7 protein-coding genes and 1 tRNA gene are annotated in these 13,108 nt (G+C 64.5%); 5 read left to right on the top strand and 3 right to left on the bottom strand.

The window, feature by feature from the left end; translation table 11 throughout:
* Positions 1-82: 82 nt before the first annotated feature.
* Positions 83-5,329 carry a dermonecrotic toxin domain-containing protein gene (locus HX881_RS07505; protein ID WP_177083742.1) on the top strand — a complete coding sequence of 1,749 codons (5,247 nt, stop codon included), beginning with the start codon at positions 83-85 and terminating at the stop codon, positions 5,327-5,329.
* Positions 5,330-5,421: 92 nt separating this feature from the next.
* Here HX881_RS07505 and HX881_RS07500 read toward each other — a convergent pair.
* A tRNA-Arg gene (locus HX881_RS07500) sits at positions 5,422-5,498 on the bottom strand.
* 253 nt (positions 5,499-5,751) lie between these two features.
* Here HX881_RS07500 and HX881_RS07495 point away from each other — a divergent pair.
* The 4 genes from HX881_RS07495 (at position 5,752) to HX881_RS07480 (ending at position 10,630) form a co-directional block, all read left to right on the top strand.
* The gene (locus tag HX881_RS07495) at positions 5,752-6,066 is read left to right on the top strand and encodes a RebB family R body protein (RefSeq protein WP_017124753.1); all 315 of its coding nucleotides are present in this window, start codon (positions 5,752-5,754) and stop codon (positions 6,064-6,066) included.
* A gap of 313 nt (positions 6,067-6,379) precedes the next feature.
* Complete coding sequence (gene gabD / locus HX881_RS07490; protein ID WP_177083741.1) at positions 6,380-7,822, top strand: NADP-dependent succinate-semialdehyde dehydrogenase; 1,443 nt, start codon at positions 6,380-6,382, stop codon at positions 7,820-7,822.
* 183 nt (positions 7,823-8,005) lie between these two features.
* The gene (gene gabT / locus HX881_RS07485) at positions 8,006-9,286 is read left to right on the top strand and encodes a 4-aminobutyrate--2-oxoglutarate transaminase (RefSeq protein ID WP_177083740.1); all 1,281 of its coding nucleotides are present in this window, start codon (positions 8,006-8,008) and stop codon (positions 9,284-9,286) included.
* Positions 9,287-9,418: 132 nt separating this feature from the next.
* Complete coding sequence (locus tag HX881_RS07480; RefSeq protein ID WP_177083739.1) at positions 9,419-10,630, top strand: response regulator; 1,212 nt, start codon at positions 9,419-9,421, stop codon at positions 10,628-10,630.
* Between the two features lie 19 nt (positions 10,631-10,649).
* Here the strand turns inward: HX881_RS07480 and HX881_RS07475 are convergent, their stop codons facing one another.
* Both HX881_RS07475 and desA read right to left on the bottom strand, forming a co-directional pair.
* Positions 10,650-11,639, bottom strand: coding sequence for a GGDEF domain-containing protein (locus tag HX881_RS07475; protein ID WP_017124749.1), 990 nt, complete (start codon positions 11,637-11,639; stop codon positions 10,650-10,652).
* 149 nt (positions 11,640-11,788) lie between these two features.
* On the bottom strand, positions 11,789-12,973 hold the full coding sequence (gene desA, locus HX881_RS07470; protein ID WP_017124748.1) for a delta-9 fatty acid desaturase DesA: 1,185 nt from the start codon (positions 12,971-12,973) through the stop codon (positions 11,789-11,791).
* Between the last annotated feature and the right edge of the window lie 135 nt (positions 12,974-13,108).

The following is a 13,108-nucleotide window of genomic DNA, read 5'->3' as shown; positions in this document are numbered from 1 at the left end:
CTGGTGGTTAATTATCTAGTGCCTGGGCATGCCGGGCCGGGCTCTAGGCTTTCTCCTTTTTCCATGGAAAAGGGGAATGCCCATGAACACGGTCTTACAGGAACCGGCCAACGGCGTTGAAGCTCCTGCCCTGTCCGCCCCCGAGGCGGCGCTGGAGCACTTCGGCAAGCAACTCGCCGAGCGTCTCGCCCTGTCGAAACGCCCCAGCCTGCTGCTCAACCGGCTCCAGGCGGCGCTGGTGCGCGGACTCGACAGCCAATATCGACTCAAGCGGCTTTTCGAGCGGGCGCCACGGATCGGCGACGTGCTCCAGCGGCTCCTGAGCGAAGCCTTCGGGCATGATCCGCATCGGCTCCTGTTCATCCCGCCACTGCGTTGTGGCGACGGGCAGTTGGCGCGGACCCTGGCACAGGTCGCCATGTCGCTGTTGCGCAATCCGTTCCTGTCCCTGGGCTCGGGCCTTGGTGTGCGCCTGGGCCTGGTCGGCGAGCCGGACAATGCCCTGCAACTGGACCCCGGGCAGGTGCTGGCGCACCTGAAGTCCCTGGGGCTGTCTTCCCGTATCGATACGGCCCTGCGCAGCTACTGGGAGCAGCCGGCGTATGACAGCAACCTGTCGCGCCGGGAGCGCCTGATCGAACTGCACAAGCTGTTGTTCCACGACAAGGTCCTGTTGGCCTATGGCCTCGGCGGTTTGTCCGCTGGCGCGGTCAATATGCTGATGGGGCTGCTGGATGCCCCGACCCCCGAGGCACGGACGCTGGCCGGCGACCGCTGGGCGCGGCTCATGGTCTCGGAGCTGGTCTGGCCGGCGGAAGGCCAGGCGACGCTGGCCCTGAGCGGCAGCCTGCACCTGCACGGGACCGGCAGTGTCCGGCGGGGCAGGCAGGTGGTCTTCGTGCCCGGTGCGCCCGTGGAGTTCTTCGAGTTCGCCGATCCGGCTGAAATGCACCGCCGGCTTCCGGAAGTGCTCAATGCTCCGGGCAATTACCGACCCTGGCAGTTGCTGGCGTTGCAGGAGCGTCATCGCCTGTTTCCCCAGGGCGCGCGACCGGCCCTGCCTTACCATTTCCAGGACAGCGCGGCGCTCGCCGGCGATGCCTTCGCCCACAGCGCCCTGAGCCGGCTGGAGACCCAACTGGCCAACGAATGGGCCGCCGCCTTGCTGCTCAATAGCGCATACATGTTGCCCGAGGGCCTGGCCGATGCCGCGCGCCTGACGCCACTGCAGGCGGTGGAAGCCATGCAGGAATCGCGCACCGCCCTGACCGGCCTGCCGGCGGTGAGGACGGCGCTGGCGCAACGGCTGCTGCGCGACGAGCACCGCCGGATGCTCGAGATCACCTTCGGCAGCCTGGCCATGGACCTTCCCGTGCGCCTGCGCCAGAGCAAGCTGCGCCAGCAGGAGCGTGGACTCCTAAAGCTGCTGGATGAACCGGGCCCCGGGCGCGACAGTCCGGTCTATAACGAGTTGCTGGGGGATCACGAGCGCTGGCGACAACAGGCGGCCGACCTCCAGGCGCTGCTGCGGGACCGGCAGGACTGGTCGCGAGCCGGGTTCTGGCAGGCGGACGGGAAGGGCAACGATCTTGGCGAAAAATGGCTCAAGGGGCGCTGCCAGGCACTGTTGTACGAGGCACGGATTCAACACCGGCTCGGACTGCTGGATCAGAAGGAACTGGAGCGGATCCTCGATGTGCTGCCGCAAGCGCCACCCGGGCGGGTGGCCAGCGATACACGGATCGTCGGTATCGCCGTGGGGCCCGACGACTCGCCCTGGCTGCTGACGGGGGCCTGTGTCATCAGTACCCGCCAGGCCCTGGCGGATCGGCGCGTGAGCACCTCGGCGCTGCTGTTCGTGCCGGGACGCCAGGGCGGTCTGCAACGCTTCATCAGCCTGGACAGCCTGGCGCAACGGCTGGGCATCACCCTGCTCAGTCCGGAATGTGACAGCCTCTGGCCGCTGATTGCCCGGGACCAGCGTGGCGATGCGCGGCGCTGGGTGCGCAGCCTGCCGGCCGGCGAGCGGCTGGCCGTGCATTACCTGCCCATTGTCGCGGATGCCTTGCAGCACGGGCTCCAGCAACAGATCCAGGCTTACCTGCGGGTCTGCCGGGCGGTCGAGGGCGGCCTGCGTCCTTTTTCGCAAGTCGCCGATGCGCCCGGCTCCCTGCAATGGCTGGCCGATGAGCTGGCGCAAAACCTCGCGGTGCCCGGCCACGACGCCCGGGAACGGGCGCTAGACAACCTGGCCGCACTGCAACTCGGCGCGGTGCAGGCGCAGGGCCTGCCCGCCTGGTTGTCCGGGGCGTCCCGGTCGACGCGCCAGCAGTATGCGCGGCGGCTGGCGCGCTACCAGAACAGCGTGCAGGCCCTGGAGCTCAAGCTGGAACGGCAACTGCCGGACCTGGATGACTTCGCCCGGGGAAAACTCATCGAGCGGCTCAGGCAGGACGGCTGGTATCCGGGGCTGGATATCGACAAACCGCTGTTCGATCTTCCCGACAGCGTCGAGCGGGTGTGGGCCGGTCACCCCGAGCGCGTAGTGGGCGAGTCGGGCCCGAAGACCGTGGTCAGCGACACGCGACATACCTACAGCCTGCTGCGCCTGGCCCTGGAGAACCTCGATCCGCAATCCATGGGTAGCCGCCGGCGCCTGCAACACGGGCGGCTCCTGGACCCCGCCTGGCAGCAGCGCCTGACCCCCGATTACCTGATCGCGACGATTTCCGCCCTCGACCTTGGCGGCCAGTACGACAGCCTGATCCAGCGGGCTTTCTACGGCGTGGAGGATCCCCGGCGCGAACAGCCCCGGGCATTCGACCGCGCGCTGTTGTACCGCCTGGTCAGGCAACGCGCCGCGATGGAGTTGTTCAGTGCCCGGCAACAAGGGCTCGGCGACTGGGCGGCCGAGGCCTTCGAGGTGGCCCTGAACGCCGAGTTCGCCGTGGACTTGCGGACCGCGCGCCTGGACCTCGAATTGCATCGGGTTACCTTCGCCGGTCGGGCGTTTGCCCGGGCGCGGCATGTGGGCAACGCGGTGGCGATCCATGACAGGATTTCCGGGAAAACCCTGGTCTACCTGCCGGGGGCTCCCCATGAGCAGGTGCTGACCGAACACGCCGATCTGGCGGCGGCGCAACGGGCGCTGGTCAAGACCGAGCAGGCGTCGCAGCGGGTGGCGGATATCGTGCAGCGCCTGGCGGCGGGCTGGGACCGGGAGGTGGTCGAGGGTTATCCGGCGGAACAGGGGGCGTATTCGCCGCGACTGGCCTCCCTGCGGGGTGACGGAGCTGCGCTGGTCCTGCAATCCGCGGCAGCCACGCCGGTTGTCGCGGCCAGGTCCACCACGTTGCTCAAGGTCATCAGGAGCTGGTGGACGAGCGAGCCGGAATCCCCCATGCCGGATTCCGCCGCGCTGGAAAAGGAGGTACGGCGCGAGATCGCGGAAAATCCCGGGCACTGGTTGCGGCTGGTGAAAACCGAGCGTTGCGATCTGTCGCTGCTCCTGGCGCATGCCTTTGTCCTGCGGGCGCAGCAACGTGCCCGGTCGGTCTCGAACTCCAATCGGCAACTGGCGCAGTTGCGCGAGCTGCGTGAACGCGAAGAGCGCTCGGCCTACTGGCGCCGGGTGTTGTCGGTGGTGCCCGTGGTCAGTGTCGCGGTCAATGCCTACGAGACGGCCGTGGCCTTGCGCCGGTTTCATCGCAGCGGCGATCCACGCGATGCCCTGGAACTGTTCAAGGTCGCGCACATGACGTTGGTCGACGCTGCCCTGACGTTCTTTCCCGCCGGCCTGGCCACCCGGCCGGCGAGGGTCGGCCAGGGGCTCTGGCCGCGCGCGGCGCTGAAGAGCCTGTCCCAGCGCCAGGCCCTTTCCCACAAGGGCGCGATGGCCCTGAAAAAACTCGACCGTTCTGCCAGGCCCCGGCCGATTCTGCCGGGCTACGAAGCGAACATCGCCGGGGATGACGCCGTGGCCCTGCACGGCCCGACCAATGCCGGCAGCTACGTGAAGAACGGGGTGCAGTTCATCACCGATGGCAGCAAGCGCTACGAGGTCTACCAGGCCAAGGGCGAAAGCAGCCTGCGCCTGAAGAAAACCGCCACGCAGGACAATGAACTGATCCTGCACATCCACGAACCGGGTGAATACCTGTTGCGTGCCGATGTGCCCGAGCCGCAGCCGGGTCCCAGTCGCGCGATGTGGCAACCCTGGACACCGCCCGCGCCGTCGCAGCCTGCCGCCGCCCCGGTGCTGCAACTGGAGTGGATGACCCGTCGACCGGCCTTGTTACCTGCGGATTGGGCGATACGGGGATTGCTCCTGGAAAACGAACAGCTCGTGGAGCTGTCGGCGAGCCGGGGGATCTATACGAGACGGGGGGCCGACATGGGGCGCCTGCTGAAACTGGACGGGCGCTATTTCGAGCTGCTGCCCGACGGTTCGCAGGTTCATCCCGATATCGTCTTCCTGAAGCGCCCCGGTCCGTCGGCCGCTCTGGCCCGAATCGATTTCAGCCACTGGTGGAGCCATCTGGACGAGCAGCCGATACCGGCCACGTTTGACCCGCCCAGCCAAACCTGGACGGTGCGTGCCGCCCTGTTCGGCGAGCCGATGGAACAGTCCCTGGCGCAGCCGCTGCGGGGCATGACGCCGATCAGCCTGCAGAGGACGATCAACCGACTGATCGAGCGCAGCGATGTCGCCTACAGGTCGGTCACGGCGAGCCGCATGGTCGCGCTCAAGCGCACGCAGGAAGCCTGGAGCCTGCGGGGCGTGCACATGGACGTGCTGTTGCGCGAGCTCGATGCCCAGGCCCTGGGGCGGACCCACTTTTCCATCGGTCGCGCGACCGACTCGGTGGGGTTTTCCCGCCTGGACTTCGAACCGCTCCAGGCCGTCGATCCACGGTTGTTCGATGCCCGGGGGCCGGCGCGCATTGCCGAGCTGGCCTCGAACAGCGAGACCGCCGTCATCGGCATCCTGCGCCGTCATGGCTTTGTCGTGAACGAGATCCCGAAATCCCAGTCCTTCAATACGGTCAACCTGTACTGTACCCACCCCGGCTCCAACCACCTCTACTACGTCATGCTCAAATGGACCGACAAGCGCTCGGTGCCCCTGACCCGCTACCAGGCGGGGCCCCGGCAATTGTCGGATGACTGGTTCAACCGGCATTTCGAGTTCAGGCCCCTGGGCCAGCGCGCGGTGCTCAAGCCGGTCAAGGAAGCGATGAACGAGGGGCGCCTGGTGAAAATCATCGCGGGCTTGCAGCGCTCGACGGACACCGGGTTGATCACGGTGTTTTTTACTCGGGCGGTCTAGGGTGATGGTTGTGGCTCGTAGTGCCTGATCATGGACCAGACCCAAAAACAAAAATGCCCCGGATCAACGATTCGGGGCATTTTATTTGCAGATGGTGCACCAGGCGGGATTCGAACCCACGACCCCTGCCTTCGGAGGGCAGTACTCTATCCAGCTGAGCTACTGGTGCTTATGCGGGCGACATCATACCCATGTCGGCTCGGGGCGTCCATTCGGGTTTTGTCGGGAAATTCCCTTTGTGGGGTTTCACTTGCGTACCCCCCGGCCCGTCTCGCTCCGCGCAGTCCGTCCGGCAGGCATTGACGCTCCACGGATCCGGGATCACCCTCGGGTGACGCCGGTTGTGCGTGCCGATCCGGCGCCTGGTCTTCGCTTGTCCCCCGAACCCGGCACGTATTCGTACTGACAAAGGAAGTTAAGGTATGGCTACCGTCAATGAGCAAATCACCGATGCCGTGACCCAGAGCAACGTCAAGGTCGTCGGCGAAGCCCCCGCCGCGGCGCTGGGCAATCTCTATCAAACCGCGGCCCACTCCACCGGCATCGTGTTCGAAAACGCCGTCGAGGATCAGCAACAGCAGAACGCTGAAGCCCAGGCCGCCACCAACCAGGGGGTGATGCAGATCTACAGCGAGGATACCGCCTCCAGCGCGCAGGCCACCGAGAAGGTGGCGCAAGGCGGGGTGGCGGACAATCTCACCAGCCTGCTGACGGTGCTCAATTCGTTCAAGTCCTGAGCGACGCTTGCCACTTCGCGATGTCGAACGGCATCGCGAAGCCCCAAGGTCTACGTTGATCAGAAAAACCCCGCAAACGCGGCATTTTCGTTCTTTTTTTCGAACAGACTATTGTCCTTTACCCCCATTGATCCTAGGATTCGTTTGAGATTTCAAACGCTCTTGTCTGGGTGCTGAACCGCACATCCATCTCATGTGCGCTATTTATGTGCTTCGGCCCGGTGAATGAATTTCCTGACGGCAGCCACCAAGGCGCCTTTCTACAATCAATAATTCGCTCCGCGCATGCGCGGTGCTGTTAAGGAAAGCCTACATGCAGCTCAAAGACAGCCAGTTGTTCCGCCAGCAAGCCTTTATCGATGGGGCCTGGGTCGACGCGGACAATGGTCAGACGATCAAGGTCAACAACCCGGCCACGGGCGAAATCCTGGGCACCGTGCCGAAAATGGGCGCTGCCGAAACCCGTCGTGCTATCGAAGCCGCTGACAAGGCCCTGCCGGCCTGGCGTGCCCTGACCGCCAAGGAGCGTTCGAACAAACTGCGTCGCTGGTTCGAACTGATGATCGAGAACCAGGACGACCTGGCCCGCCTGATGACCCTCGAACAAGGCAAGCCATTGGCCGAAGCCAAGGGCGAAATCGTCTATGCCGCGTCGTTCATCGAGTGGTTCGCCGAAGAAGCCAAGCGTGTCTATGGCGATGTGATCCCGGGTCACCAGCCGGACAAGCGCCTGATCGTGATCAAGCAGCCGATCGGCGTGACCGCCGCCATCACCCCGTGGAACTTCCCGGCCGCGATGATCACCCGTAAAGCCGGCCCGGCCCTGGCCGCCGGTTGCACCATGGTGCTCAAGCCCGCTTCGCAGACCCCGTTCTCGGCCTTCGCCCTGGCGGAACTGGCCCAGCGCGCCGGCATTCCGAAAGGCGTGTTCAGCGTGGTGTCCGGCAGCGCCGGCGATATCGGCAGCGAGCTGACCAGCAACCCGATCGTGCGCAAGCTGTCCTTCACCGGTTCGACCGAGATCGGTCGCCAGCTGATGGCCGAGTGCGCCAAGGACATCAAGAAAGTCTCCCTGGAGCTGGGCGGCAACGCCCCGTTCATCGTGTTCGACGACGCTGACCTGGACAAGGCCGTCGAAGGCGCGATCATTTCCAAGTACCGCAACAACGGCCAGACCTGCGTCTGCGCCAACCGCCTGTACATCCAGGACGCGGTCTACGATGCGTTCGCCGAGAAGCTGAAAGTGGCCGTCGCCAAGCTCAAGATCGGCAACGGTCTGGAAGAAGGCACCACCACCGGTCCGCTGATCGACGAGAAAGCCGTGGCCAAGGTCCAGGAACATATCGCCGACGCCCTGAGCAAAGGCGCGACCCTGCTGGCCGGCGGCAAGTCCATCGAAGGCAACTTCTTCGAGCCGACCATCCTGGTCAATGTCTCCAAGGATGCCGCCGTGGCCAAGGAAGAAACCTTCGGTCCTCTGGCGCCGCTGTTCCGCTTCAAGGACGAAGCCGAAGTCATCGCGATGTCCAACGACACCGAGTTCGGCCTGGCTTCGTACTTCTATGCCCGTGACCTGGGCCGCGTGTTCCGTGTGGCCGAGGCCCTGGAATACGGCATGGTCGGCGTCAACACCGGGCTGATCTCCAACGAAGTCGCGCCGTTCGGCGGCATCAAGGCGTCGGGCCTGGGCCGTGAAGGCTCCAAGTACGGCATCGAAGACTACCTGGAAATCAAATACCTCTGCCTGGGCATCTGAGCCCGGTCGGGGATCGCTTCAAACACAAGGGGCACGAGAGCGCTGTCCCCTTGTGTGCTTCAAACGGAATTTTCTCTGTGGCCGGGAAAGCTGTGGCAGTCGATCATCGCATGCTGCCGTAGTTGCCTCCCCGCCATGCATTCCTTGAACCACGCCGCCCGATGAGCGGTGAATGAGGACACCATGAGCAAGACCAACGAATCCTTGATGCAACGCCGCCAGGCCGCTGTTCCACGCGGCGTCGGCCAGATCCACCCGATCTTCGCCGAGTCGGCGAAGAATGCCACCGTGACCGACGTCGAAGGTCGTGAGTTCATCGACTTCGCCGGCGGTATCGCCGTGCTGAACACCGGCCACGTGCATCCGAAAATCATCGCCGCCGTGACCGCACAGCTGAACAAGCTGACCCACACCTGCTTCCAGGTCCTGGCCTACGAACCCTACGTAGAACTGTGCGAGAAAGTGAACGCCAAGGTCCCGGGTGATTTCGCCAAGAAAACCCTGCTGGTCACCACCGGTTCCGAAGCGGTCGAGAACGCCGTGAAGATCGCCCGGGCCGCCACCGGCCGTGCCGGCGTGATCGCCTTCACCGGCGCCTACCACGGTCGCACCATGATGACCCTGGGCCTGACCGGCAAAGTCGTGCCTTATTCGGCCGGCATGGGCCTGATGCCAGGCGGCATCTTCCGCGCGCTGTACCCGAACGAGCTGCACGGCGTGAGCATCGACGACTCCATCGCCAGCATCGAGCGCATCTTCAAGAACGACGCCGAGCCCCGTGATATCGCCGCGATCATCATCGAGCCGGTACAGGGCGAAGGCGGTTTCTACGTCGCGCCAAAAGAATTCATGAAGCGCCTGCGCGCCCTGTGCGACCAGCACGGCATCCTGCTGATCGCCGACGAAGTGCAGACCGGTGCCGGTCGTACCGGGACCTTCTTCGCCATGGAACAGATGGGCGTCGCGGCCGACCTGACCACCTTCGCCAAGTCCATCGCCGGTGGTTTCCCTCTGGCCGGTGTCTGCGGCAAGGCCGAATACATGGACGCCATCGCTCCAGGCGGCCTGGGCGGCACCTACGCCGGTAGCCCGATCGCTTGTGCCGCGGCCCTGGCCGTGATGGAAGTGTTCGAGGAAGAGCATCTGCTGGATCGCTGCAAAGCGGTCGGCGAGCGCCTGGTAACCGGTCTGAAGGCGATTCAGGCCAAATACCCGGTGATCGGCGAAGTGCGTGCCCTGGGCGCGATGATCGCGGTCGAGCTGTTCGAAGGCGGCGACAGCCACAAGCCGAACGCGGCCGCTGTGGCCCAGGTCGTGGCCAAGGCCCGTGACAAGGGGCTGATCCTGCTGTCCTGCGGCACCTACGGCAACGTACTGCGCGTGCTGGTCCCGCTGACCTCGCCGGATGAGCAACTGGACAAAGGCCTGGCGATCATCGAAGAGTGCTTCGCCGAACTCGCCTGAGTTGTGACGCGATAGACAAAAAGACCCGCTTCGGCGGGTTTTTTTGTGTCAAGGGAAGGCAATGGTGGCGTTTAGCTGTATGCCTGGGCCAGCATTGACTAAGGTGCTAGGAATGCCCTCGGAGAGTGCTTGATGACTGCTGTGGATTTACCCGCTGTACCCCGTGTGTTGATTGCCGAGGCGGATCCTTGGTCACGGGACCTGCTCAAGCAGGTGTTGCTGAACGTGCGTTGCGACGCCCGCCTGACGCTGTGTGCCGACGGCCAGGAAGCCTTGCAGTTGCTCAACGACCAACCCTTCGACCTGGTGATCGCCGACTGGGAGCTGCCCGGTATCGACGGCTTGAGCCTGCTCTACGGTATGCGCCAGAAGAAACGCCGTCCGCTGTTGCCGTTCATCCTGCTGAGTTCGCGCAGCGACATCGCCAGCGTGCGTGAAGCCGTGGCGCTGCAACCGACGGCCTACCTGACCAAACCCCTGAACATGGAAAGCCTGACCCAGCGCCTGCAGGATCTGCTGCTGGATGGCGGGCAGAGTGTGTCCTGCGAGATTCCGGCCCTGGCGCCGGGCATGGACCTGAAAACCTTCCTCGAACGCCGTCGCGAAGAATCCGAGGGCGCACCGCTGATGGCCGATGTGCAGGTCGCGGTCAAACGCAGCCTCAATCCCAATGGCCTCGACCTGAAGGTACTGGAGCAGGAAATCCGTACCGACCCGCAGATCACCGCGGTGCTGATCGCCGCCGCCAACAGCGCGGCGCAGCATCATGGCAGCACGGTGCTGACCCTGGCCCAGGCCCTGCACCGCCTGGGCGCGGCGCAAAGCATGAACCTGATCCTCGGCCTGAGCCTCAAGCGCAGCGCCAGGCTCAGCGATGCCGCGCTGGCCGACTACGCCGAGCGCTACTGGGAGTTGTCGCTGCATACTGCCGAATACGGCCGGACCCTGGCGCGCCTGCTCGACCTCGACCAGGAGCGCTGTTACTGTGCGGGCCTGCTGCACCGCCTGGGCGACCTGGCGCTGCTGCGCTGCATGCAGGAATGGCAGCAGGCGGGTGGCGAGCTGGATGACGAACTGATCGGCGAGTCGCTCTACGCATTCGGTGCCGGCTACGGTTCCGCGTTGCGCACCCGCTGGCGTCTGCCGCTGGAGCTGCGGGAGCTGATTGCGGCGGTCTATCAGCTCGGTGGCGGGGTGTATTCCCGCGAGGCCCTGGTGATGAACCTGTCGGCCCAGCTGGCGCGCCTGACGCCCAACGAGGGCGTCGAGGAGCTGGCGAAGAGCCGCACGGCGCGACTACTGCGGATCGGCTTGCCGGAGTTGATGCGGCTGCGCAAGAACTGAGGGCCGAAACCCCGGCTCTTCACGCCAGCACGATCTGATTCTTGCCCTGGCGCTTGGCCTGGTACATCGCGCCGTCTGCGCGGGCGAACAGGCTGTCGAGCAGCTCGTCCTCGGGGGTCAGGCTGGTCAGGCCCTGGCTGACGGTAATGCCGAACTGTTCGCCGTCATGGCTGAACGCCAGGCGCTGGATCTCCCGTTGCAGGCGCTCGGCAATCTGTCGTGCCATGTCCGGCGCGCAGCCGGGCAGCAGCGCGGCGAATTCTTCGCCGCCGATACGGCCGAACAGATCGCCGCTGCGCAATGCCGAACGGCCTGTCTCGGCGATTTTCTGCAGGACCACGTCACCTTCCGGGTGCCCGTAGGTGTCATTGATCAGCTTGAAGTCATCGATATCCAGCAGCAGGAAGGCCAGCGGCGAGTCCTGCAGGCGGGCTTGCTCGAACTCGCGGTGGGCGCATTCGAAGAAATGCCGGCGGTTGCTGCTGCGGGTCAGCACGTCGGTGGTCGCCAGGCGCTGCAACTCGTCTTCCAAGGCTTTCTTTTCGGTGATGTCTTCGGCGATGCCGACCACGATCACCCGCTGCCCCGGCTCGGCATGGCGGCTGATGAAACATTTGTCGCTGAGCCAGCGGATCTCGCCGTCGGCGCTGATGATGCGGTACTCGCGATCTTCCACCGCGCCCTTTTCCAGCACTTCGGCCAGGCTGCGCTCGGCGTAGTCGAGGTCGTCGGGGTAGATGCTGTCGCGCCACTCGTTGTAGTCGGCCAGCAGCAGGCCGGCGGAACGGCCGAAGATGCGTTCGTAGGCCGGGCTGACATAGAGCATCTGCCGGGCTTCCCAGTCGAAAGCCCACAACACGGCGTTGACGCTCACCAGCAGCGAGCTGAACAGCTGTTCGCGTTCGCTCAGGCGCGCGACTTCACCTTGCGCGTGCATCAGGGCGAGCAGGGTTTCAGCGGCTTCGGGCCACTGTTGGAGGGAAGGCGGTCTCGGATTTTTATTGACCATCGGCACACATCTCACAGGGTGTGTCACGTTCGTATCAGGCGTGGCGACACCGACAACCCGCCGGGATGGCGAAGTGCATTTTGAGATAAGGGAATGGCCGCTAAGTTCCGAACGGCGCGCCTCGGGGCGAGGCGCGCCGATCAACGGTGTCAGGCGACGGATGGACGCAGCGAGTAGGTTTTCAGCTGGTTGGCGAACTCACGCAGCGACTGGATGCCGCTGGCCTCGGCTTCGTGGACCCAGTCCTTGATCGCCGCGAGCATATCGTGGCCATTCGAGCTGGTCTTGACCCAGATCTGTTGCAGGGCCAGGCGTTTCTCGTAAATTACCTTGAGCGCCTGGCTGTGTGCCAGCATGGTTTCGATGCGCACCTGGTGTTTGTCGCTGAGCAGGCTGGTTTCCCGCGACAGCAGGCGCTTGGCCCGGTGGAACTGGTGGCGGACCGAATGATCGACCTTGGCCAGCTCCTGTTTCACCAGCGGGGCGATCACCAGCTTGCGGTACTGGGCCATGATCTGGAAGCGGTTGTTGAGGATCGCCATGGCGGTGTCCATGTCCAGGTGACCCTTGCCTTCGACCCGGTGGGCGATGGGCGCGACGCGTTGCACCCTGGCCAGGCGCAGGAAGCTGAAGACCTTGATCCACGCCCAGCCCAGGTCGAATTCCCATTTCTTGACCGAGAGCTTGGCCGAGTTGGGGTAGGTATGGTGGTTGTTGTGCAGTTCTTCGCCGCCGATCAGGATGCCCCAGGGCACCAGGTTGGTGGCCGCGTCACGGCATTCGAAGTTGCGATAGCCGACCGCGTGGCCCAGGCCGTTGATCACGCCGGCGGCCCAGAACGGGATCCACATCATTTGGATCGCCCAGATGGTGATGCCGATGGCGCCGAACAGCAGCAGGTCGATCACCGCCATCAGGCTGATGCCGAGCATCTTGTAGCGCGAGTAGAGGTTGCGTTCGAGCCAGTCTTCCGGGCAGTTCTTGCCGTAGATGCGCAGGGTCTCGGCATTGCCGGCCTCGGCGCGGTACAGCTCGGCGCCGGTGCGCAGGACGGTGGACAGGCCAAGGATCACCGGGCTGTGGGGATCGTCGACGGTTTCACATTTTGCGTGATGTTTACGGTGGATGGCGGTCCACTCGCGGGTATTCTGGGCCGTGGTCAGCCACAGCCAGAAACGGAAGAAGTGCTTGAGGCCGGCATTCAGCTCCAGGGAGCGATGGGCCGAGTAGCGGTGCAGATAGACCGTGACGCCGACAATGGTCACGTGGGTCATCAACAGAGTGACCGCCACCAGTTGCCAGGCTGACAGGTCAAGGAAGCCGTTGTACCACATAGGCTGTATGGCCCTCGATAAAGTAAAGAACAGCCAGCGCATTATCACCGAGCCACCAGAGAAAACCAGTCGCTGTTTCAGATAAGAGTGGCCGGATGTTTCTTACTCTATAATTCCGGCCGATTTGTAGGGCAA

The sequence above is a fragment of the Pseudomonas gingeri genome, assembly GCF_013386115.1.
Taxonomy (GTDB): domain Bacteria; phylum Pseudomonadota; class Gammaproteobacteria; order Pseudomonadales; family Pseudomonadaceae; genus Aquipseudomonas; species Aquipseudomonas gingeri.
The sequence above is the reverse complement of the archived record's forward strand: the minus strand, read 5'-3'. Positions and strand labels throughout refer to the sequence as shown.

Bases quoted from the DNA above. Each gene is read 5' to 3' on its own strand.
- HX881_RS07475 (WP_017124749.1), bottom strand. From the start codon at position 11,639: ATGGTCAATAAAAATCCGAGACCGCCTTCCCTCCAACAGTGGCCCGAA.
- HX881_RS07480 (WP_177083739.1), top strand. From the start codon at position 9,419: ATGACTGCTGTGGATTTACCCGCTGTACCCCGTGTGTTGATTGCCGAG.
- HX881_RS07495 (WP_017124753.1), top strand. From the start codon at position 5,752: ATGGCTACCGTCAATGAGCAAATCACCGATGCCGTGACCCAGAGCAAC.
- gabT (WP_177083740.1), top strand. From the start codon at position 8,006: ATGAGCAAGACCAACGAATCCTTGATGCAACGCCGCCAGGCCGCTGTT.
- gabD (WP_177083741.1), top strand. From the start codon at position 6,380: ATGCAGCTCAAAGACAGCCAGTTGTTCCGCCAGCAAGCCTTTATCGAT.
- desA (WP_017124748.1), bottom strand. From the start codon at position 12,973: ATGTGGTACAACGGCTTCCTTGACCTGTCAGCCTGGCAACTGGTGGCG.
- HX881_RS07505 (WP_177083742.1), top strand. From the start codon at position 83: ATGAACACGGTCTTACAGGAACCGGCCAACGGCGTTGAAGCTCCTGCC.